This window comes from Haloplanus sp. XH21, from assembly GCF_023276355.1.
GTDB classification, from domain to species: domain Archaea; phylum Halobacteriota; class Halobacteria; order Halobacteriales; family Haloferacaceae; genus Haloplanus; species Haloplanus halobius.
The window spans coordinates 1,854,376-1,876,527 of sequence record NZ_JALLPL010000001.1 but is presented as its reverse complement, the minus strand read 5'-3'; the positions used below and the strand labels follow the sequence as shown (position 1 = coordinate 1,876,527).

19 protein-coding genes and 1 pseudogene are annotated in these 22,152 nt (G+C 66.5%); 12 read left to right on the top strand and 8 right to left on the bottom strand.

The genetic code is table 11. The features are described 5' to 3' along the window. Positions 1 to 10 precede the first annotated feature (10 nt). From MXB53_RS09785 to MXB53_RS09775, 3 genes are all read left to right on the top strand, one after another. On the top strand, positions 11 to 475 hold the full coding sequence (locus MXB53_RS09785; RefSeq protein WP_248897178.1) for a DUF5804 family protein: 465 nt from the start codon (positions 11 to 13) through the stop codon (positions 473 to 475). Between the two features lie 275 nt (positions 476 to 750). Beyond that, on the top strand, positions 751 to 1,104 hold the full coding sequence (locus tag MXB53_RS09780; RefSeq protein WP_248897177.1) for a zinc-ribbon domain-containing protein: 354 nt from the start codon (positions 751 to 753) through the stop codon (positions 1,102 to 1,104). Positions 1,105 to 1,109: 5 nt separating this feature from the next. Beyond that, positions 1,110 to 1,622: a hypothetical protein gene (locus MXB53_RS09775; protein ID WP_248897176.1), complete on the top strand. Its 513-nt coding sequence runs from the start codon at positions 1,110 to 1,112 to the stop codon at positions 1,620 to 1,622. Positions 1,623 to 1,758: 136 nt separating this feature from the next. Here MXB53_RS09775 and MXB53_RS09770 read toward each other — a convergent pair whose 3' ends face one another. Together MXB53_RS09770 and ligA are read right to left on the bottom strand one after the other, a co-directional pair. Beyond that, the gene (locus MXB53_RS09770) at positions 1,759 to 2,655 is read right to left on the bottom strand and encodes a PLP-dependent cysteine synthase family protein (RefSeq protein ID WP_248897175.1); all 897 of its coding nucleotides are present in this window, start codon (positions 2,653 to 2,655) and stop codon (positions 1,759 to 1,761) included. 39 nt (positions 2,656 to 2,694) lie between these two features. Then, on the bottom strand, positions 2,695 to 4,734 hold the full coding sequence (gene ligA / locus MXB53_RS09765; protein WP_248897174.1) for an NAD-dependent DNA ligase LigA: 2,040 nt from the start codon (positions 4,732 to 4,734) through the stop codon (positions 2,695 to 2,697). 87 nt (positions 4,735 to 4,821) lie between these two features. Here ligA and MXB53_RS09760 point away from each other — a divergent pair, with 87 nt between their 5' ends. Then, positions 4,822 to 5,202, top strand: a complete 381-nt coding sequence (locus tag MXB53_RS09760; protein ID WP_248897173.1) for a thioredoxin family protein — start codon at positions 4,822 to 4,824, stop codon at positions 5,200 to 5,202. A gap of 66 nt (positions 5,203 to 5,268) precedes the next feature. On the opposite strand, the gene MXB53_RS09755 is transcribed toward MXB53_RS09760, so the two are convergent. Further along, complete coding sequence (locus MXB53_RS09755; protein ID WP_248897172.1) at positions 5,269 to 7,449, bottom strand: thioredoxin domain-containing protein; 2,181 nt, start codon at positions 7,447 to 7,449, stop codon at positions 5,269 to 5,271. A gap of 109 nt (positions 7,450 to 7,558) precedes the next feature. Between MXB53_RS09755 and MXB53_RS09750 the strand changes: the two genes are divergently transcribed. The 3 genes from MXB53_RS09750 to MXB53_RS09740 are packed head-to-tail and all read left to right on the top strand — an operon-like array spanning position 7,559 to position 11,855. Beyond that, positions 7,559 to 8,644: an ATP-binding protein gene (locus tag MXB53_RS09750; protein ID WP_248897171.1), complete on the top strand. Its 1,086-nt coding sequence runs from the start codon at positions 7,559 to 7,561 to the stop codon at positions 8,642 to 8,644. A gap of 41 nt (positions 8,645 to 8,685) precedes the next feature. Beyond that, positions 8,686 to 9,537: an aldo/keto reductase gene (locus tag MXB53_RS09745; protein WP_248897170.1), complete on the top strand. Its 852-nt coding sequence runs from the start codon at positions 8,686 to 8,688 to the stop codon at positions 9,535 to 9,537. 38 nt (positions 9,538 to 9,575) lie between these two features. Beyond that, positions 9,576 to 11,855 (top strand): hybrid sensor histidine kinase/response regulator, encoded by a 2,280-nt coding sequence (locus MXB53_RS09740; RefSeq protein WP_345779703.1) that lies wholly within the window; start codon positions 9,576 to 9,578, stop codon positions 11,853 to 11,855. Positions 11,856 to 11,879: 24 nt separating this feature from the next. Here the strand turns inward: MXB53_RS09740 and MXB53_RS09735 are convergent, their stop codons facing one another. Then, entirely contained in the window at positions 11,880 to 13,196 is a 1,317-nt protein-coding gene (locus tag MXB53_RS09735) for a phosphoribosylamine--glycine ligase (protein WP_248897168.1), read from the bottom strand. 40 nt (positions 13,197 to 13,236) lie between these two features. Next, complete coding sequence (locus MXB53_RS09730; protein ID WP_248897167.1) at positions 13,237 to 13,479, bottom strand: hypothetical protein; 243 nt, start codon at positions 13,477 to 13,479, stop codon at positions 13,237 to 13,239. A gap of 70 nt (positions 13,480 to 13,549) precedes the next feature. Here MXB53_RS09730 and MXB53_RS09725 point away from each other — a divergent pair, with 70 nt between their 5' ends. Further along, positions 13,550 to 15,160: a phospholipase D-like domain-containing protein gene (locus MXB53_RS09725; protein ID WP_345779702.1), complete on the top strand. Its 1,611-nt coding sequence runs from the start codon at positions 13,550 to 13,552 to the stop codon at positions 15,158 to 15,160. On the opposite strand, the gene han is transcribed toward MXB53_RS09725, so the two are convergent. Beyond that, positions 15,157 to 17,064, bottom strand: a complete 1,908-nt coding sequence (han, locus tag MXB53_RS09720; protein ID WP_248897166.1) for a Hef-associated nuclease — start codon at positions 17,062 to 17,064, stop codon at positions 15,157 to 15,159. The two genes, MXB53_RS09725 and han, sit on opposite strands and share 4 nt — an antisense overlap. A gap of 257 nt (positions 17,065 to 17,321) precedes the next feature. On the opposite strand from han, the gene MXB53_RS09715 reads away from it, so the two are divergent. Further along, positions 17,322 to 17,750 carry an FAD synthase family protein gene (locus MXB53_RS09715; RefSeq protein ID WP_248897165.1) on the top strand — a complete coding sequence of 143 codons (429 nt, stop codon included), beginning with the start codon at positions 17,322 to 17,324 and terminating at the stop codon, positions 17,748 to 17,750. A gap of 31 nt (positions 17,751 to 17,781) precedes the next feature. Here the strand turns inward: MXB53_RS09715 and coxB are convergent, their stop codons facing one another. Further along, positions 17,782 to 18,582, bottom strand: a complete 801-nt coding sequence (gene coxB, locus MXB53_RS09710; protein WP_248897164.1) for a cytochrome c oxidase subunit II — start codon at positions 18,580 to 18,582, stop codon at positions 17,782 to 17,784. Between the two features lie 190 nt (positions 18,583 to 18,772). Between coxB and cyoE the strand changes: the two genes are divergently transcribed. The 3 genes and pseudogenes from cyoE (at position 18,773) to MXB53_RS09695 (ending at position 21,618) form a co-directional block, all read left to right on the top strand. Beyond that, positions 18,773 to 20,122 carry a heme o synthase gene (gene cyoE, locus MXB53_RS09705; protein ID WP_248898097.1) on the top strand — a complete coding sequence of 450 codons (1,350 nt, stop codon included), beginning with the start codon at positions 18,773 to 18,775 and terminating at the stop codon, positions 20,120 to 20,122. A gap of 75 nt (positions 20,123 to 20,197) precedes the next feature. Beyond that, complete coding sequence (locus MXB53_RS09700; protein ID WP_248897163.1) at positions 20,198 to 21,040, top strand: deoxyribonuclease IV; 843 nt, start codon at positions 20,198 to 20,200, stop codon at positions 21,038 to 21,040. A 45-nt stretch (positions 21,041 to 21,085) separates the two neighbouring features. Beyond that, a pseudogene (locus MXB53_RS09695) lies at positions 21,086 to 21,618 on the top strand (dienelactone hydrolase family protein). Positions 21,619 to 21,628: 10 nt separating this feature from the next. Here MXB53_RS09695 and MXB53_RS09690 read toward each other — a convergent pair. Next, positions 21,629 to 22,066, bottom strand: a complete 438-nt coding sequence (locus MXB53_RS09690) for a universal stress protein (RefSeq protein WP_248897162.1) — start codon at positions 22,064 to 22,066, stop codon at positions 21,629 to 21,631. Positions 22,067 to 22,152: the final 86 nt, after the last annotated feature.

Here is a 22,152-nt window from a genome sequence, read left to right as displayed (position 1 = left end):
TGCTCCGCTCGTGACGCAGGTGTGTCTCGTCGGCGCGGACGACGTCGACCTCCGGTACGAACTGCTCTCGCGAGAGACGGCGCGGGCGGCGCTCGCGACCTACGACCTCCGCGAGCCGTTCGTGAACTCCGTCGCCGTCGACACCGTCAGCCTCGGCGCCGCAGTCTCGCTTCTGAACGATCTGAACTGGTATCTCGTCCGCTTCGTCGACTCCGCGTTCGTCCGCGAACCGAGCGTCTCGACCGACGAGTGGCTCTCTCGTGACCTGGCGAGCGCCGTCCGCGACGGCGACCTGTCGCCCGAGGCGACCGGCCGGTATCTCCGCGTGTACGGCCTCGCCGACGACCGCCTCGTCGAACCGATGAACGCCACCCGGACCGACAGCGGCGTGCCGGAGTACGACCGCCGATCCGTCGACGACACCGTCGTCGTCCGCGTGACTGAGGCCGAGTTCGATCACCCCGGTCGCGAATGACCTCAGACGGTTCGTACGTCGGTACCGATGATTCGCCAAGAGAGGTCGGTGAACCACCGGGAAACAGTTACAACGATCCGGACCTGTTGAAATCCTCAGTAAGAGACATATTCTGATCTGAGTTCGCTCAGTACAGACGAGCCACTCACCACGAACGAACGAAGCGAGCGACCGCAGCAAAAGGTCGAGACGGCTATGATCTGTCTCACAAAATCTGCTGGGCTGAACGTTACCGCTGTCCCCAGTTTTATTACCTCTGAAATAACCGCTTCTGTATGGCACTGTGTCCAGAATGCGGCAGTGAAGTGGGAGATGCGGAGGACTTTTGTCGTAATTGTGGTGCGGATGTCGGAGGTGTTGAGTCAACAGAAGAGGCGCGGATCCACCTTCGGGAAAAGGAGGAACCTGTCGTCTGCAAGAGTATCAGCTATCCATCAATGGGTGGAAACTGGATCAGGGCCCGAATGGAGGATGGCTCGAAGAGAATTTACCCCACAGAACGGCTTGAGTACATCGAGACGAGTTCCTCAGGCTCCGGAGAAATATCGGCTTTGCCCGGGAATGCCCAAGTGAAAGAAGTTGATAGTTTTGACGCACTTGGGAAACTGCTCAGTAGCTTCACTAATTGATTCTAATGAGTACGACATACTGTCCGAACTGCGGCACTGAAATTGAGTCCGGATTAAAATGTCCGGATTGCGGTATCATAGACGAACACTGCTCTTCTTGCAACACAAAATTTGACGAAGGTGATTGGTTGTGCCCCTCGTGTTCTACCGTGAGGGAACACTGTCCGGAGTGTGGCACTCCGGTTGGGGATGACGCGTGCCCCAGTTGTGGTGAAACCAAACCTGCGGAAATAAGGGCAAAAGACTATGGGCTAACTGATAAGTATTCGCCACTTCAATGGTTGGGCGCTGGAGCCATCGCATTACTTACATTTCCCGTTGGATTAGTCGTCCCCGGGTATCTATACTATAAGTGTAAAAATGGAGGAGCAATAGAACAGAGTGCTTTAGAGACGTGGACCGTTGTCCTGATGAGTATTATTGGTATCGTCGCTGTCGAGCTTGGCGGAAGGAAGGGAGCCATGATTTCGTGGGGGGCCTTCATCGCATTAATAGCCGGAATAGTTCTGTTGGTGTGACATCTCCCTCACCAACTCCGAGCGCGACCCCCCGTCTCAAAGATCAATTCGAGTCAGCCACATAGATACGACCTGATGCCTGTTTCAGTAAGTATGTGTCGCGCTAATAGGATTTCAACAGAGCCAACGATCCGTCTCAGTCGAACAGCCCGGTCGACATGTACCGCTCGCCGCTGTCCCAGAACACCGTCACGACAAGCGGGTCGTCGACGACTTCGCTGAGGCGCTCGGCGACGCGTTTCGCGCCGAGGCTCGACGCGCCGCTCGACTGCCCGACGAGGATGCCCTCTTCGCGGGCGAGGCGCCGGCACTCCTCCTCGGCGGCCGAAAGCGAGACGCTCTCCACGTCGTCGATGAGGTCGACGTCGACGTTCTCGGCGATGAAGCCCGGACCCATCCCCTGGAAATCGTCATCGCCGGGCGTGCCGGTGAGAAACTGGTTCGATTCGGGCTGGACGCCGACGACGGTCAGATCGGGGTAGGTCTCCTTGAGCCGGCGGCCCGTCCCCGAGATGGTGCCGCCGGTGCCGACGCCACAGACCAGCGCGTCGACGGGGCGGTCGGTCTGTTCGAGGATCTCCTCGCCCGTGGTTCGGTAATGCGCCTTGGGGTTGGCGGGGTTCTCGAACTGGTGCATCTGCACCATTCCCTGCTCGCGCTCGAGTTCGTCGGCGCGCTCCCGCGCTTCGGTCATCTCGCCGTCGACGAGTTCGATGTCGGCGCCGTAGGCGCGCATGATCGCCCGCCGCTCCGGCGATTTCGACTCGGGCATCACGACGGTCACGTCGTAGCCCTTGGCCGCGCCGACGACGGCAAGGCCGATGCCCGTGTTCCCGCTCGTCGGTTCGACGATGGCGTCGCCCGGTTCGAGTTCGCCCTCGCGCTCCGCCGCCTCGACCATTGCCTTCGCTGGGCGGTCCTTCGCGGAGCCACCGGGGTTTTTCGACTCGATTTTCGCCGCCACCGTCGTCTCCGGCGGGGAGTCGATGCGGACGAGCGGAGAGCCGATGGCGTCGAGAATGCTCTCGTGCATGGCCATCGGTTCGAGACCGGCGCCTAAATCGGTGATGGATCAGTCGATGCGGGCGAGGATCCGCTCCTCGAACGCCGCCGAGTCGAGCGTCTCGACGCCCTCCGCGTCGGCCTGCTCTTGCTTTCGCGTGCCCGGATTCTCGCCGACGACGAGGTAGTCCGTCGCGCCGCTGACGGAGGACGTGACGCTTGCGCCGTGGGCCTCTAGGCGCTCGGCCAGTTCCGAGCGGGTGTAACCCGGGACGCTCCCCGTGAACACGACCGTCAGGCCGTCGAGTTCGTCGCCGCCCCGCTCCCGGCGTTCGGGTTCGATGCCCGCCGCGCGCAGGCGTTCGATCATCCCCACGTTCGCCGGGTTGTCGACGTAGGCAGCGACCGATTCGGCGACTTCCGGTCCCACGTCCGCTACCGCCCGCAGGTCCTCGACGCTCGCCTCCAGGAGGTCATCGAGCGAGAACGCGGCCGCGAGCGCCCGCGCCCGCTCGGTTCCGACGTGTCGGATACCCAGCGCGTAGACGAACGACGCCAGGTCGATGTCCTTGCTCGCTTCGAGTTCGTCGAGGAGGTTCGCGGCCGACTGCTCGCCCCACCCGTCGAGCGCGGCCAGCGTCTCCTGATCCAGATCGTAGAGGTCCGCGAGCGACTCGACCAGCCCTTCCTCGACCAACTGATCCGCCGCCTGCTCGCCCAGGCCCTCGATGTCCATGGCGTCCCGCGAGCAGAAATGCTGGAGGCGCCGGCGGAGCTGGGCCGGGCACGACGCGTTCGTGCAGTAGTGGTGTTCGCCCTCCTGTACGACGCTCCCGTCACAGACGGGACAGGCGTCGGGCATCTCGAACCGCGGGCCGTCGCCCGCTTCGACCACCTCGACCACCTCGGGTATCACGTCGCCGGCGCGTTCGATCCGAACGGTCGCGCCCTCGCGCACGCCCACATCGTGGACCTGGCCGACGTTGTGCAGCGTCGCCCGACTGATGGTGACGCCCGTCACGTCGACGGGGTCGAGGAGGGCGACGGGCGTGAGTTTCCCCGTCCGGCCCACCTGGACGACGATGCGCTCGACGGTCGTCTCGCCGGTGCGGGCGGGGAACTTGTAGGCGAAGGCCCATCGGGGGTGGCGCGCCGTCGACCCCAGTTCCTCGCGGGCGCCGTAGTCGACGACTTTCGCGACGATGCCGTCGATTTCGTACTCCAGGTCGTCGCGCGCGTCGAGGAGGCGGTCCCGATAGTCGATGACGCCCTCGACATCGGCGACGATGTCCGTCTCGCCGACGCGAAAGCCCAGGTCGGTCAGCAGGTCGACGGCTGCCGTGTGGGAGTCCAGGGTCGCCGAGGTGAGGAGCACGTCGTAGACGAAGATGTCGAGCGGGCGGTCAGCGACCGTCTCGGGGTCGAGGAGGCGGAGCGTTCCCGCCGCAGCGTTCCGAGGGTTAGCGAAGGCGTCGTCGCCGCGTTCGACCCGGCGCTCGTTCAGCGCCTGAAAGCCCGAGCGAGGCATGTACACCTCGCCGCGAACGGCGAGAAAGTCCGGGGCATCGGGGAGCCGAAGGGGAACGCTTCCGATGGTCCGCACGTTCGCGGAGACGTCCTCGCCCTCGGTGCCGTCGCCGCGCGTGACCGCCCGCTCGAAGTGCCCGTCCTCGTAGACGAGTTCCACGGAGAGACCGTCGAACTTCGGCTCGGCAGCGTAGTCCACGTTGCCGACCGACTCGCGGATCCGGCGGTCGAACTCGCGGATCGTCTCGGCGTCGCCCGAGGACTGCAGGCTCAACAGCGGGGCGACGTGCTCGATCGTTTCCAGTTCGTCCAAGGGTTCGCCGCCGACGCGCTGGGTCGGCGACGTCTCGGCGTGCAGGTCGAAAGCGTCTTCGAGTCGCTGGAGGCGCTCGAACAGGGCGTCGTAGGTCCGGTCGGCGACGGCCGGGTCGTTCTCAACGTAGTACCGGTGGTCGTGATACGCGATCACCTCGCGCAGGCGCTCGACTTGCTCGCGGGCCTCCGCCTCGGTCAACTCCGACACCGGCGCGAACGACGTGTCCGGGTCGCGGAGATACGGGTTGTCGACGGGTTCCTCGACCATCCTTCGTCCGCATCCGCGGGCCCCGGATACGAATAGGTGTAGGATGGGAACGCGCCAGTTAAATCCGTGGGCGTGGTAGGCCGGCACATGACGCTAGCGACGATGGACCCCGCCGACGATTGGGAGGGAACCGAGGCCGATCTGGCCGTTCTGGGACAGGACGGCCTGACCTACCTCGTCTGGGGCGGCGACTGGTGTGGCGACTGTCAGGAGCAGCTCCCGGGCTTCGCCGCCGCCCTCGACGCCGCGGGCGTCTCCGAGGAGCAGATCGAACACTACCCGGTCGACGAGGACAAGCAGGGCGCGGGCGTCGACGAGTACGCCATCGAGTACATCCCGACCGTCGTCGTCGAGCGCGACGGGGAGGAGATCGTGCGGTTCGTCGAGGAGGAGCCGGTGACCATCGCGGAGTATCTGGCCGAGCAACTCGCCGCGGCCGACGACGCGCGGCCGAGCGCCGACGACTAATAGTATCGCTTGAAACTGTCTACACACCCACTTGTACGGAGTCCTGGATTGGGTGTGCGATGAGTTTCAAGCGCTCCTATCGTTCTCCGACAGCCACGACAGCGCCGCGTCCAGATCGGTCTGGGGCGGCGAGCAGGTGAACGACCGGCACGCGTAGGCCGTCGGCTCACCGTTCTGTGCCTCGCGGTTCGCCCAGATGGGCGGCACTTCGTCGATACCGAGAGCGTCGAGCCACGAATCGAGGTCTGCCTCCGCGGCCGGCCGGGGCGCGACGACGCCCGCGGGAAGCGGCGTCTCGGCGAGCGTCTCCCACCACGACTCGGGTATTTCGTCCGCAGCGAGCGTCAGTTCGACCGGGCCACGGGTGTGGGCGTCCGCCGCGAGCACGAGCGACGCGTGTTCGAGCGGACTGCTCCGGATGCGGTCGGCGTGGGTCGACAGGAGCGTCTCGGTGATCGACCCGAAGTCCTCGTTCGGCAGGAAGAGATCCAGATCGTCGAACAGGCTGGCCGCGGCACCGAGACTCGACGGCGTCGACTGGTCGTTCAACTCCTGGGGACGGGTCACCAGTCCCTCGCCGCTCTCGGGCGTGTAGTAGAGCGTGCCCGCCTCCGCGTCCCAGAACTCCGCCCGGATGACACGGGCGAGGTCGACGGCGAAGGCGAGATGCTCCACCTCGCCGGTGACCTGATAGCAGTCGAACGCGCCCTGCGCAAGGAAGGCGTAGTCGTCAAGGTAGCCGTCGACCTGGATATCTCCGCCCTTGTACCGCCGGGAGAGCCGTTGCGCGTCCTCGTCCCAGAGATGTTCACGGACGAAGCCGAGCGCGTCGGTCGCCGTCTCCGCGAGCGCGGGGTCGAGAACGCGCGCGCCGGCGGCGACGGCCGAAATCGCGAGGCCGTTCCATCCCGCGAGCACCTTCTCGTCGCGAGCCGGGCGGGGGCGCTCCGACCGCGCGTCGAACGCCCGCGTCCGCGCCGTCATGAGCACGCGCGCCACCGTCTCGACCGAGAGGTCGTACGCCTCGGCGAGGTCCTCGTAACTCTCGCTGACCGTGAGCACGGTCGTGCCGCCCTCGAAGTTGCCGCCGGATTCGACGCCGTATCGGTCACAGAACAGGTCGGCCGCCGTCTCGCTATCCACGCCGTCGATGGAGTCACCGGCCACCGCGTCGTCGACCTCCTCGGGCGTCCAAACGTAGAAGGCGCCCTCCGCGTCCTCGCTCCCTCCCTCGTCGCCGTCACGCCGCGACACGGGCGGCTTGCTCTGGGCGTCGAGCGTGCTGAAGAAGCCTCCGTCGGGGTGCTGGAGTTCGCGCTCGAGGAAGGCGATGGTCTCCTGAGCGATTCGGGCGTAGCGGTCGTCGCCCGCCGCCTGCGCCGCTTCGAGGTAGACGCGGGGGAGTTCCGCGTTGTCGTAGAGCATCTTCTCGAAATGGGGCACCGTCCACTCGCGGTCGGTGGCGTAGCGGTGGAAGCCGCCGCCCACGTGGTCGTAGAGGCCGCCGGTCGCCATCGCGTCGAGCGCCTCGCCCGCTACTTCGCCCGCGGCCTCGTCGCCGTCGAGCGTCGCCGCCCGGAGCAGCAGTTCGAGCCGTCGGGGCTGGGGGAACTTCGGGCCGCCGGAGCCGAACCCGCCGTGGGTGCGGTCGGCGCTCCGGATCGCCGCCGCCGTCGCCGACCCCAGCACGTCGGATTCGGGTGGTCCTCCTGGCTGGTCGGGCGTCGATTCGAGTTCGTCACGGATCGCCGCCGTCCACTGGTCGGCGCGGTTCTCTATCTCCTCGCGGTCCTCGTTCCACGAGTTCGAGATGTCTTTCAGCAGTTGCATGAAGCCGGGACGACCCCGCTGGGGTTCGCGGGGGAAGTACGTCCCCACGTAGAACGGCTTGCCCTCGGGCGTGAGGAAGACCGAGAGGGGCCAGCCGCCACCGCCCGAAACCAGTTGGCAGATGGTCTGGTAGACGCTGTCGACATCCGGGCGCTCCTCGCGGTCCACCTTGATGGGGACGAACCGCTCGTTGAGGACCGCCGCCACCTCCTCGTCCTGAAAGCTCTCGTCTTCCATCACGTGACACCAGTGGCAGGCGGCGTAGCCGACCGAGAGAAAGATCGGCACGTCGTGTTCGCGGGCGGTTTCGAGCGCTGTTTCGTCCCACGGCTGCCAGTTGACCGGGTTGTCCGCGTGTTGTTCGAGATACGGACTGGCCTCCTCGTCGAGGCGGTTCCGCTGTGTCGGCGCGGTCATGGCTCGCCGTTCGGCGTCCAGACGGGTAAACCCAGCAGAACCCTCACGACTTTCATCCTCCTCGGCCGATTCGGGCAACCGTTTTGTAGGAGGTGATTCATGCGGTAGTATGGACGTATCGGCGTGGGAACGGCGACTCGCGCCCCACGCTCCCGCGTTGCTCGCGCTCCTCGGAACCGCCGTCATCGTCGCCGGCGTCGCCCAGGTGCTCGCCGCCGGCGTCGGCGTCTTTGCTGTGGCCGGCCTCGGTCTCTGTCTCGCGCTCGCGGCCGGGCTGTTCGGACTGAGCTACTGGCTGGCCGGACGTGACCTCCGGCCCGACGACGCGTGGGCCGTGGTTCGGTGGTGTGTCGGCGGCTTCGTCGCCTTCGCCCTGCTGTCGGTGGTGACGGTCGCCATCCGCGTCGGCGAGGGTCACGCCGTCGGCGACGCCGCTCTCGTCGTCCTCGTCATGGCCGCAGGTGGCGGCGTCGGCGGCGGCGTGGCCGGCATCAACTCCATCCGTGCGAACCGCTCCGCTCGCGAGGCCGACCGCCGCCGCGACGCGCTGGTCTTTCTGAACAGCCACCTCCGGCACAACGTGTTGAACGCGACGCAGGTCATCCAGGGGTACGCCTCGCTCCTCGCCGAGCGGACCCAGGGCAACGAACAGTATCTCGAGCCGATACAGCGCCGCACCGACACCATCGCCTCGCTCATCGGTGACGTGAAACCGCTGGCCGATGTCTTCTCGGGCGACCACTCGCCGACGCCGACCGACATCTCGCCCATCATCCTCCGCGAAGTCGCGGCCGCCCGCGAGCGACACGAGGACGCCACGTTCGATGTCGACGTTTCGGCCGACGTGTACGTCATGGCGACCGACGCCGTCGCCGCCGTCTTCGCGAACCTCCTGCAGAACGCGGTCGAACACAACGACGCGGCGTCGCCGACGGTGTCGATGTGGATCGAGTCCACCACGCGCTGGGTGTCGGTCCACATCGCGGACGACGGCCCCGGAGTCCGTGAGCCGATGAAACGCCGCCTCTTCGACTCGCCCATCGAATCCGGTGAGGGCCGCGGCATCGCGCTCGTCAAGACGCTCATGAACCACTACGGCGGCGACATCGAGGCGCGCGACAACGACCCCCGTGGGACCGATGTCGTCGTCCGATTCCGCCGGCCGCCGCCGGGGAAACGGCCACCGAGCGAGTGACCGGGACTGGCTATAACTGTCTGGCTCTCGACCGGTCCCGTATGCAACCGCTCGACGAGACGTGCGACACCTTCGACATCGGCGGCGACCTGACCGTCCACCGGCTCGGCCTCGGCGCGATGCGCATCACTGGGCCGGATGTCCTCGGCGAACCGGCCGACCTCGCCGAAGCGCGCCGTGTCCTCGAGCGCGCACTCGAACTCGGTGTCGATTTCGTCGACACCGCGGACTCGTACGGCCCGGGAACGAGCGAGCGCCTGCTCCGCGAGACGATCACGCCCGCGGCGGCCGACGCCGTCGTAGCCACCAAGGGCGGCCTCCTGCGGTCGCCCGACGGCGACTGGCTCCGCCACGGCGACCCCGACTACCTCACGAACGCCGCGCTCTGTAGCTGCGACCGACTCGGCGTGGAGACGATCGACCTCTATCAGTACCACGCTCCCGACCCCGACGTACCGATCGAGGAGTCGATGGCCGCCCTAGCCGCCCTTCAGGACCGCGGCCTCGTCGAGCATATCGGCGTGAGCAACGTCTCCGTCGACCAGCTCGAACGCGCCCGCGACGTGGTGCCCATCGCGACGGTCCAGAACGAGTACAACGTCGCCGACCGCACCCACGACGACGTGCTCGCGGTGTGTGAAGACGAGGGCATCGGATTCATTCCCTACTTCCCGCTCGGAGGTGGCGACCTGGGCACGAAGGCGTCGGTACTCGACGATATCGCCGCCGCCCACGACGCCACTCGCCAACAGGTCGCGCTCGCGTGGCTGCTCGAACGCTCGCCGGTCGTCCTCCCCATCCCCGGCACGTCGAGCGTCGACCATCTCGAAGCCAACGTCGCGAGCGCGGCGCTGGATCTCACCGACGCGGAGATGGCGCGGCTCTCGGCGTGAGCGTCGTGGTGTAGTTCTTTACTCACCCTTCACTAGCTATGACCATGACCGGCGAGATCCTCGTTCTTCACGTCGACGACGATCCGGATTTCGTGACCCTGGCGGCGACGTTTCTCGAGCGGGCGGACGAGCGCATCGTCGTCGAAACGGCGACCGACGCCGACGACGGGATGGCCCTTCTGGACGACCGTGACATCGACTGTATCGTCTCGGATCACGACATGTCCGGACAGAACGGCATCGAGTTCCTCCGCGACGTGCGCGAGACGCACCCGGATCTTCCGTTCATCCTCTTCACCGGCAAAGGCTCGGAACAGGTCGCGAGCGACGCGATTTCGGCGGGCGTCACCGACTACCTCCAGAAGGAGACTGGTACCGACCAGTACGCCGTGTTGGCCAACCGGATCACGAACGCCGTCGAATCCTACCGGTCGCGGCAGGCGCTGGCCGAACGCAACCGGACGCTCCGGAAGTACGAACGCATGGTCAACTCGATGCAGGAAGCGGCGTGTATCTACGACGCCGAGGGCCGGTTCGAAATCGTCAACGAATTCACTGCCGACTGGTACGACACGACCCGTGACGCCATCCAGGGCGAACGCAGCAACCTCATCGCCTACATCCGGGAGGAGGCCGACGGCGACCCGTATCGGGAACTGCTCGACGGAGAGCGCGAGCAACTCCGCGGCGAGATCGAGCGGGACTTCCCCGATCACGGACACGCCGTGCTGGAGTATCAGCTAACCCCGCTGGACGTCGCGGGGTCAATCGAGGGCGTCGTGGGTGTCGTTCGCGACATCAGCGAGCGCAAACGCCACGAGCGCGAACTCGAACGGACGAACGCGCTGCTGTCGACGCTGTTCGACGCACTCCCCGAGGGCGTCCTTGCCGAAGACGAGTCACGTGACGTGCTAGCAGCCAACCAGCGGCTCACCGCGCTGTTCGACCTGGCCGGCTCGCCGGCGGAGCTCGTCGGATCCGACTGCGAACGGTTGGCCGAGGTCGCGAGCAAGCAGTTCGGCGACTCGGACCGGTTCGTCGACCGGATCGACGAGGTGATCGCCGACCGCGACCCCGTCGACGGCGAGACGCTGACGCTCGCCGACGGCCGGACGTTCGAGCGAACCTACCGACCGATCGAACTCCCCGACGACGCGGGCCATCTCTGGGTCTATCGCGACGTGACCGACCGGGTGACTCACGAGGGCCGCTTGGAGGCACTCAACCGGGCGACACAGCGCTTGCTGACCGCCGAAACCACCGACGAAGTCGCCGAGATCGGCGTCGACGTGGCCAAGGACATCCTCGACCTGGAGGCGAACTCGATCCACCTGTACGACGATGACGTGGGTCTGGCACCCGTCGCGGCCACCGACGCTGTCTTCGAACTCGTCGGCGAGCCGCCGACGTTTACCGGCGACGACAGCATCGCGTGGCGCGTCTATCAGGGGGGCGAATCGCTCGCAGTCGGCGATGTCCACGCCGATCCGGACCGATATCGGACGGACACGTCGGTCCAGAGCGAACTCTACTTGCCCATCGGCGAGTACGGGGTCTTGCTCGCCGGGTCGACGACCGTCGACGCGTTCGACCAGCAACAGGTCCTGCTCGGTGAGATCCTGGCCAGTAACATCGCGACAGCGTTGGAACAGGTCGATCAGACCGCGCGGCTTCGCGACCGAGAACGGGAACTCAGCCGGCAGAACGACCGTCTCGAGCAGTTCGCCAGCGTCATCTCTCACGACCTCCGGAACCCACTGAACGTGGCCGAGGGACGACTCGAACTGGCCCGCGAGACGGGCGGCGACGAGCATCTCGACGCCGTCGAACAGGCACACACCCGAATGCGGACGCTGATCGAGAACCTCCTCACGCTGGCCCGGGAGGGCGACGCCGCCATCGACCGCCACCCTGTCGATCTCGCGTCCGTCATCGAGGCGTGCTGGGGGAACGTCGACACCGCGGACGCGACGCTCACCGTCGACGTGGACCGGACCGTGTTCGCCGACGAGAGCCGCCTGAAACAGCTGTTCGAGAACCTCATTCGGAATGCGGTCGAACACGGCGGCGACGACGTGACCGTCACGGTCGGCGACCTGGACGGCGGCTTCTACGTGGCCGACGACGGCCCCGGCATCCCCGAAGACGAACGCAGTCACGTGTTCGACGCCGGCTACTCGACTCGTGAGAGCGGGCGGGGGTTCGGGCTGAGCATCGTCAAACAGATCGTCGAGGCCCACGGATGGGAGATCAGCGTCACCGAATCCGCCGACGGCGGCGCGCGATTCGAGATCACGGGCGTCGACGCCGAGCGGTGACGCCGCGCAGGCGCTCGCACACGACTAGCTCTGCGGCCCGAGATACCCCCACGCCTGCAGCCGGTCGCCGTCACCGCCGATCCACCGCTCGCCGATGTCGTCCCGGTAGTACATGTTGGGCATCACGATGTCGTCGATCCGATCGTACGCCTGCTCACGGGCGGCGTGCATCGTGTCGCCCTTGCCGGTCACGACGATCGGCATCCCGTTGTCGCCGGCCACACGCCACTGGCCGTCGATCTTCTTCGCGTCTTCGAGGTGAATGCCTTCGCGGCTCTCCGTCTCGAACACCACCGCCGCGTTCCGCGAGTTCTCGTCGTACGTCTTCTCGTCGTCGAACGGGAACGGTGGCAGGACGATTCGAACGGCGATCTGGTAGCCGTTGTGAACGTCTAACACGGGGTCGTTGCCGTGAGCGAGATCGAAGAAGAACTTGCCAGTAGATGACTCGATGGACTCTTCCTGCAGCGCGATCGTCGGGTATCCGAACCGCGGGGTGAACTCCAGCGGATAGATCCCGGTCTCGTTTACGATGCAGTTCAGATCGATGCTTCCGACGTAGCCCTCGTTGGCGAGCCAGTCTTCGAGTTTGCCGAAGGTTTCTTCGAACAATTTGTTCCGGCCCGCCCAGAACATCGACGTTCCCATCTCGCCGGTCGAGGGGCCGATATTTCCGGGAAATAATTTCTTATGCTCAAAATTAAAATTGACTTGGTCAATGAACTCATTGCCGTCGAAAAACCCGCAGACGGCGACCTCGACGCCCTCGACCTTTCGCTGCAGCTGAAACCCCTTCATGCGGTGCCCCCACGCCTTCTCGTACGCCCGAAGCACGTCGACGATGTCGCTGCCGTCGTCCTCGTTGCCGACGTAGAGCAAGCGCTTGACGTTCTGCACCTCGCCGAGGGGCTTGATCACGTACGGAGCAGGGTTCTCCTGGACGTGTTGGATCCCTGCGCCGAAGTCGTGGAAGACGTGGTGTTCGACGGTATTCACACCGTGGTCTTCGAGAACGTCCATTGCGTAGCCACGGTCTTCTTCGAGCTGGTCGGTGTTCGGCGTCCCGCCGACGACGGCTTTCCCGTCCTCGCGGAGTTCCTCAGCGAGCGCGCCAGTCCCGATGTCGGAGCCGACCCAGATGTCGTCGAAAATGATGACATCGGCCCAGTCGACTTCCGCGCGCCAATCGTCGGTCTTGGGTACGAAGCCGTCGCCGATCTCCTGATCGCTCTCGGCTTCGATGTAGTACTTCACGTCGTAGCCCTCGCGGTGGATCTGCCACGCGAGGTCGGTGATCAGCGCCGCGTCGGCAGAGACGAAGAGAAAGCGTTCCGAGCCCATACGTCACGGACACGCGACAGTGGCATAACTCTCTCGCCGATCACTCAACCAGCGTCGCGACGAACAGCAGCGAGAAGCCGAGCGCGATGCAGAACCCGCCGACGCGGCCGATCCACGTGTGTTCGCGCACCTCGGTCTGGTTGGTGTCGATCCGGTAGTCCTGAAACTCCGCGTTGTACTCCACGTAGTTCGGCATCTGGAAGAATTCGACGAACACCAGTGCGCCGCCGAGTGCGCCGAGCGCCGAGCCGAGCAGTCGGAGCGCGTTCCCTACCGCGACCATGTCAGATGGGCGGCGGTCGACGACAAAAAGCCACCGAACATTTATCTCGGATTCCGCGGCCAGACCCCCCGTGCCCGTCGTCCACAACCTTGCCGTCGTCGCCGTCCTCGTCCTCTCCCTTTCGGCGATGCCGGCCGGCGTCGCCGCTGCCGACGCCCCGGCCGCCACGTCGAGCGCCGACGCCGCCATCCGCGCTGCCGTCCCGAACCCCGTCGCCGACGGCGACGCGGGCGAGTTCGTCGTAATACGGGCGTCTCCCGGGGGCAACTGGACGCTCGACGACGGCGAGGATGTCGTCGCCGTGCCGTCGAACCGATCCGCCTCGACCGTCGCCGTCAGCGACGATCCCGCCGCGGCGCGGAACATCACCGACGCGCCGGTCGTCGGCGTGACTCACCTCTCGCTCTCGAACAGTGGTGAGCGCCTCCGCCTCCGCCGCAACGGCACTGTCGTCGATACGCTCGACTACCGCGACGCTCCGGAGGGACAGCGACTCGTCCGGGCCGATACCGGAACCGAGTGGCGTCCGGTCGGGTTCTCCCCTCGTGACGTTCACACGCACGGCCGGGCGACCGTCACCGGGTTCGTCCTCCCCGATTCGCCGGCTACGCCGGTGGCGACGCTCCGCAGTGCGCGCGAGCGCATCCTCCTAGCTGGCTATACGTTCACCAGCGAACGCGTCGCCGACGCCCTCATCGCCGCCGAGCGACGCGGCGTTACGGTTCGCGTCCTCGTCGACGGCGACCCCGTCGGCGGCCGGTCGGCCCGGGGCGCGGCCACACTCGACCGGATCGCCAACGCCGGCGTCGAGGTAGCGGTCATCGGCGGCCCACGGGCCCGCTTTAATTTCCACCATCCGAAATACGCCGTCGTCGATGACCGGGCGCTCGTCATGACCGAGAACTGGAAGCCCGCGGGCGTCGGCGGAAGGAGCAGTCGGGGCTGGGGCGTCGTCGTCGACTCGTCGGCCGTCGCCGCCGACCTCGCGGGCCTGTTCCGGATCGACACCGGGTGGACGGACGCGATCCCCTGGACGCGGTTCCGACGGGGGAAGCGATTCGACCCCGTTCCGCCAGCGAACGGGACCTATCCCTCGAACACCGAGCCGATGACGGCGACCGCCACCGACATCCAGGTGTTCACTGCACCGGGGAACGCCGAATCGGCACTCGTCGGCGTCATCGACGGCGCCACGGAGCGCGTCGACGTGATCCAGCCCTCTATCGGGCGGCGCGACGGGCCGTTGCTCGACGCGACGATCCGTGCCGCCGAGCGCGGCGCCGAGGTTCGGATCCTCCTCTCGGGCGCCTGGTACGCTGTCGAGGAGAACGCCGCCCTCGTCGACTGGCTGAACCGCATCGCCGAGCGGCGAGGGTTGCCGCTGTCGGCGCGGGTCGCCGAACCACGGGGCCGCTTCGAGAAAATCCACGCCAAGGGAGTCGTCGCCGACGACGTAGTGGTCGTCGGTAGCCTCAACTGGAACGCGAACGCGGCCACCCAGAACCGGGAGGTGGCCGTCGCCGTCCGCAGCGAGCGGCTAGCGACCTACTTCCGGGAGGTGTTCGAGGCGGACTGGAAGCAGGGGATCGACCGGACGACGTGGATCGTCGCGGCCGGTGCCCTCGCGGCGCTGGTGCTCGCCCTCGTCGTCGCCCGCAAAACGATCCGCTTCGAGCGTTAGGTGTCGAGCGCCGTCGCGCTCGACAGCGCCTCGTCGAGTTCGGCGTCGGACATTTTCTCGACCAGGCTCTCGATGACCTCGCTTCGCATCCCCTTCACGAACTTGATGGACCCGACGACGAGGTGGCCGCCACCCGAGACGCCGCCGCCAATGACCTCCTCGTCGAGTTCGGCTACCATCTCGGGGATGTCGAGACGGACGCCGTCGGACCGGAGCACGGCGAAATCGGGGCCATAGCCGATGGTGATGACCGGATCGCCCGTTTCCTGAACCTTGCGGTCGTGCAGGTTGCCGGTCGTCTTCCCGGGCGCGGGATAGGTGAACCGGTGGGCGAAGTCGTCGAGGTCGACCCGGTAGAGGTGGGCGTCGTTGTCGAGGCGTTCATGTTCGACGTGTGGGTCGAGCGCGGCGAGCTGGCGGTCGATGTCCCGTTCCGCGCGGTCGGCGAGGAAGTCCACGAGTTCCTGATGGCGGCGCTCGTCGTCGCAGTCGACGTTGAGCGCGTCGCTGACGATGGTTTCACCCTCGCTGTAGCGGAGCCAGTGGGCGGCGTAATCCAGCGCCTCGCCGATGCGGAACAGATCCTCGCGGTCGTAGCCCGCGTCGTTCGCCAACTCGATGAACGCCTCCATCGTCTCGGCTTTCGATCGGTCCGAGAGCCCCGCCACGGCGGGAACGTGCTGGAGTTCGTCGGTCATGTCGGGGTCGATCATGCGCGCGAGTTCGACACACATCATCCCGGTGGTGATGCGGTAGTCCTCGCCGTGGAGATAGGGGTTGACGTGCCCGTCGAGCAGGGGGTTCACCGCGTCCGGGTCGGGGTGGTGGTGGTCCACCACGAGAATGGGAACGTCGTAGTGAGCCAGGTTCTCGTAGGCGGGGACGTCCTCCTCCGTGCTCCCGTTGTCGAGCATGAGCAGGAGGGGGAGTTGCTGTCCGTGGCGCTCGCGGCCTTCGAGCGCGAAGTTGAGGTCACGGGTGACGTCTTCCATCTCGTAGAAGGGCGCCTTGCTCGGGAGGCGCTTGATGAGGTGTCGGGGGGCGTCCTCGTCGTCGTGGACCGTTTCGATGAAGCGTTCGAGCGCCACCTGGACGGGGAGGGAGGCGCACATCCCGTCGCCGTCGGCGTGGTGGCGGACGCGGATCGGTCGGCCTTCGAGGACGGTCCGGCGGAGTTGCTGTGCGACCGCCTCGAGATCCGGGCGGAGTTTCTCGAAGGCGTCCCACTCGACCAGCGGCTCGACATCGTGGGGCTTCGCGCGCTCGGTCAGGCCCTCGTCGACGCGTTCTGCCACGGTTTCGGCCGCCTCGCCGGTCAGGCGAGCGAGCGACTCGACTTCGATCTGGGGGCTGCCCTCGTGTTCCTCGACGGTGCCCGTGATCTGGACCGCGTCGTCGAGTTCGACGTCGGGATGGGCGCGCACTCCGGCCTCCTCGAACGCGGTACAGGCAACGATGCCGGTGGCGTCACAGCAGCGGAACACGGTCGGCCCGCCCGTCTGTTTGATCTGGGTGACGATCCCTTCGATCGTCGCCGTTTCACCGATTGAGAGGTCGCGGATCGGCGTCACAGTCGGCTGGTGGTCGACAGCGACCGTCCGGTAGTCGTCGAGGTCGGCCTCGACGAACGCCAGGTCGCCGTTCTCCTTGATCTCGTCGAGGCGGACGAGCAGGCTATCGCCGAGTTCGTACTCGTCGGAGAGGTTCGATTCGTGGACGAGTCCGGAGACGTTGTCCGAGATGTCGACGAAGACGCCGTAGGGGACGACGCCGTTGACGACGGCGTGGTAGTAGTCGCCGAGTTCGACGTCGTCGGCTGTGCAGTCGGGGGCGAGATCGTACACCACGGGACGAGCCTCGTCGGCGGCGTCGGTGCCGGAATCCCCGGCAGTCCCTGTTGTCATACTACTGTGTGATCGGCGCCCGAAGTTAAGCCTTGCAGAATACGCCGACCGTCGTCGTGTGCGTGGCCACCGTTCGCCCGTTCCCGCCATCCGGAACCCTTAGAAGGCGACGCACCCGACCGCATAGCATGCGGCTCTTCCGGTCGACATCCCCCGTCTGGACCGCCAAACGGCTGTCCGATCCCGCTCCCGGTTCGCGCGGTTCGGGCGGCGCGTCGCTCGCCCACTGCGACCCAGGAGGCGACCGATAGCCACCCATGACGACCGTCGTTGCACAGGGGACCTTCGACATCCTCCACCCCGGTCACGTCCACTACCTCTCCGACGCCGCGGCGATGGGTGACGACCTCCACGTCATCGTCGCCCGGAGTCAGAACGTCACGCACAAACCCGAACCCATCCTGCCCGACGAGCAGCGCCGGGAGATGGTCGCCGCCCTCGGCGTCGTCGACGAGGCCCACCTGGGCCACCCCGAGGACATCTTCGTTCCCATCGAGCGCATCGATCCCGACGTCATCGTTCTCGGCTACGATCAACATCACGACGAGGAGCGACTGCAGGCGGCGCTCCGGTCGCGTGGCGTGGACTGCGAACTCAGGCGCGCCTCGGCGCGGGAATCCAGCGATGACGACGAACTCTGCTCGACGGGACGGATCGTCGATCGGATCGTCGACCGTCGGTGCTGAGAAAAACGGCTCGGCCGCGTGACAGCGACGTTCAGGCCTGGATCGGCGCCTGTGTGGCCGTCACGTCGTGTGCGCGGATCTCCTCGTCGCTAACGTCGGGCTCGAGATCGCTCGATCCACTCCGTTGTTCGTCGAGATACGACTGGTACTCCTCCTGGGAGACGACCTGGATCTCGAAGTACATCTGCGAGTGGGCGACGCCACAGAACTCCGCACAGTAGCCCTGATAGGTGCCCTCTTCGAGCGCAACGGTCTTGATCACGTTCGCCTGCCCGGGCATCGCGTCCTGTTTCAGTCCGAGTTTGGGGACGTGGAACGCGTGTAACACGTCCCTGGACGTGATGTTGAAGTAGACGTCCTGTCCTTTCGGGATCACCACCGTCGGCGCGGTGCCCGACGCCTGCACCCCTTCCTCGGGGTAACTGGCTTGCCAGCCCCACTGGAAGGCGGTCATCTTGACGACCACGTCGTCGTCCTCGGGCGCGATGGTCTGTTCGTCGCTCTCGAAGGTGACGTCTTCGTTCGCGAGGACGCCATAGGAAGCCACGCCGACGAACAGCAGGATGATCGCCGTGGCGACGGTCCACGTGATCTCCAGTTTGCGGTTCTCCCGGGTCGGCTTGGCTTCGTCGGCGTCCTTGAATCGGAGCACCGTGTAGATGAGGATGCCTTCGACGAGGAGGGTGATCGGAACGGCGATCAGTAGCAATGTGTCGTTCAGCCCATAGATGAGCTCTGCAGTGGTTGACGGCTGGGCCGCTACTGGATCGGCGGCGAGGGAGAGAGCCACCACCGAGAGCAGCGACGCCAGCAGGAGGCGCGACCGTTTCATGCTCTATGGGGCGTTGGAATCATCCCCATAAATAGCTACTGATAGGGCGCACCACGGGGCCCCGTCGTTTCCCTCAGCGCGGGCGAAAAAGCGGCGGGCCTAAGTAGGGGGATTGCCAAACGCCGCCAGTGATCGAACCGTGGGTCGAGACGTAGCCGACCGATTCCCGGGCCTCCTCGCCGCGAGTGCGATGGGCGTCTATCTGCTCGTGCTCGTCGGGACCACCATCGCCGTCACCGACGCCACCCGGACGTGTGCCGCGTGGCCCGCCTGTGGCTCCGGATCGTCCCTCCCGACGACGGCCGCCGGCGCACTGGTCGTCGGCCACCGCGTCGCCGCCGTCGGCGTTGGCCTCCTCGTCCTCGCAGCCGGTATCGCCGCCTGGCGAACCGACTGCTCCCGTCGCGTCCGCGCCGCCCTCGGCGTCTCCCTCCTCTGCTATCCCGTCCAGGCCGCCCTCGGTGCGCTCGTCGCGACGACCGGGGCGACCGAAGCCCTGTCCGCTCTCCATCTCCTCGTCGGGATGGTCATCTTCGGCGGCCTCGTCGCCGCGCTCGCGTGGACGCTTGAACTCGCGACGGGCGACACCGACGAGGGGCCTGTCGCCGACCTCTCGCCGCCCGAGGCGTCCGTGGGAAGGACGGAGCGGCCCACGCTCCCCGAGGCGCCGCTCGCCCGCGCCCGCACCGTCGCCGCGGCGTATTTCCGACTCACGAAGCCACGCCTGATGTGGCTGCTCTGTCTCGTCGCCTCCGCTGGTATGGCGCTGGCCGCCGGCCCGGCGCTCGCACCCCGGACAGTCGTGTTGACGCTGCTCGGTGGCGTGCTCTCCATCGGCGCGAGCGGCACCTTCAATCACGTCTTCGAGCGTGACATCGACCGTCGGATGTCCCGCACCAGCGACCGCCCGCTCGCGACCGACATTGTGTCGGTGCGCAACGCGCTGGCGTTCGGCGCCCTGTTGACTCTGGGGTCGCTCGCCGCTTTCGCCGCCGTCAACCCGCTGGTGGCCGTCCTCGGCCTCGTCGCTATCGTCTTCTACAGCGTCATCTACACGCTCGTTCTGAAGCCGAACACGGTGCAGAACACCGTCATCGGCGGGGCCGCGGGCGCGCTCCCGGCACTGATCGGCTGGGCCGCGGTCACGGGCACCATCGGTCTCGGTGGCCTCCTGCTCGCAACCGTCATCTTCCTCTGGACGCCCGCGCACTTCTACAACCTCGCGCTGGCGTACAAGGACGACTACGCCCGCGGCGGCTTCCCGATGATGCCCGTCGTCCGCGGCGAGACGGAGACCCGGAAACACATCCTCTGGTGGCTGGGCGCGACGTTCGTCGGCGCCGGCGCTCTGGCGGCCTGGGAGTCGCTCGGGTGGCTCTACGTGTTCGTCAGCGTCGCCCTCGGCGCCGTCTTCCTGTGGGCGGTCGTCCGCCTCCATTTCGACCGCACCGAATCCGCGGCCTTCCGCGCGTTCCACGCCTCGAACGCCTATCTCGGCGCGCTGTTGTTGGCGGTCGTCGTCGACACGCTCGCGGTCTGAGTGATCACGTCGTGACCGTCCCGGGACCGCGACGGAGAGAGAAACCTTGACCCACCCCCCGTCACAAGGCGGTGTATGCTCAGAGTTGGCGCACACGTCTCGATTGCGGACGGCTACCCGGACGCGGTGGAACACGAAGGCGAACTCGGCGGCAACTGCGGGCAGATATTCGTCGGCTCGCCGCGGGGGTGGGCGGTCAGCGACGTCGATGACGCAGAAGCCGAGGCGTTTCGCGAGGCTGCGGCCGACCGCGACGTTCGCCCCTGGATCGTCCACGGCACCTACCTCATCAACCTCGCGACGCCGAAAGACGACCTGGCGGCCAAATCCCTCGACTGCCTCCAGGCCGAACTCGACGCGGCAGCGGCGCTCGACATCCCCTACTACGTCTTCCACCCCGGCGCCCACACCGGCGCCGGCGAGGAGACGGGGATCGAGAACGTCGGGAATCGGCTCTCGGATCTCGAGGTTCCGGACGGAGTGACGGTCCTGTTGGAGAACACCGCGGGCAAGGGCACCACCGTCGGCCGCCGTCTCGCCCATCTCGACGAGATGGTCGCCGTTTCGGACCACTCGTACGACGACATCGGCGTCTGTCTCGACACCTGTCACCTCTTCGCGGCGGGCTACGACTTCACCGACGATGCATCGATGGCCGACCTGATCGACGAGATTCGGGACACCGTCGGTATCGAGCACATCCACTATCTCCACCTCAACGACTCGAAACACCCGCTCGGCTCCGAGAAGGACGAACACGAACACATCGGCGAGGGCGAGATCGGCGACGAGGGGTTCCGTCGCTTCGTCACCCACGACGCTCTGTGCGAGAAACCGATGGTGCTGGAGACGCCGGTCGACGAGAAGGGGTACGCCTGGAACATCGACCGCGTGCGCGACTTGCGGACCGAGGAGTGACCGATCACCCTCGGCAGTGAAGTTCGTCCCCGGCATATGCGGGGGATGGCCGAACGCCAAGACACCGTCACCATCCCTGCCGAGGGTGCCGAACTCCCCGGCCTCCTCGACGTGCCCGACGACGCGTCGGGCGTGGTCGTCTTCGCCCACGGAAGCGGCGGACCGCGACCACGAGAACCGGTTCGACATCCCGCTACTCACGGATCGGTTGGTCGCCGCGACGGAGTGGATCCGGGGCCGGGAGTCGACGGAAGACGTCGACGTGGGCTATTTCGGCGCGAGTACGGGCGCCGCGGCGACGCTTCGGGCGGCCGCGCGCTACGGCGACGATATCGACGCCGTCGTGTCTCGCGGACATGGCCTCCGAGGTCCTCAGTGACGTGCGCGCGTCGACGCTGTTCATCGTCGGCGGCGACGACACCGACGTTCTCGAACTCAACCGCGAGGCCTACGAGCAACTCGACTGCGAGAAGGATCTCCACGTCGTCCCGGGGGCAGGTCACCTCTTCGAGGACGAGGGCGAACTCGAAGAAGTCGCCGAGGAAGCGGCCGACTGGTTCGCGCGCACGCTTCAGTGAGTCTAGGGTATCAGTCGCCCGTCTCGTCCGGGAGCGGCACGACGAGCGTGGGCACGTCGGAGAGGCGGACGACTCGTTCCGCGACGCTGCCGAGGAGATAGCGGTCGACCCCCGTCCGGCCGTGGGTGCCCATGACGACGAGGCCGATGTCGTGCTCGTCGGCGTAGTCGAGGATGGCCTGGTGGGGGGTGCCGCGGGCGACGACGCCCTCGACCGTCTCGACGCCCGCCGATTCGGCCCGCTCGATGAGGTCGTCGATGGCCTCCTGTCCCGCCGCTTCGAGGGCGTCGAGCACCGTCGCGGCCGTCGCCTCGCCGCCCGCCACGTTTTCGACCACGTAGATGGCGTGGAGCGTGGCCCCTTGGTCCGTGGCCATACGGATCGCGTGGTCGATGGCCTCGCTCGTCCCCTCGCTGCCGTCAGTCGGTACCAGGATTCGATCGTACATACCGGTGTGTTTGACGTGGACGACGTTTAGCTCCTCCCCAAATCGAGCATGACGGCCGCAGCCGAGAAGACTTTTGCGTGTGGGCG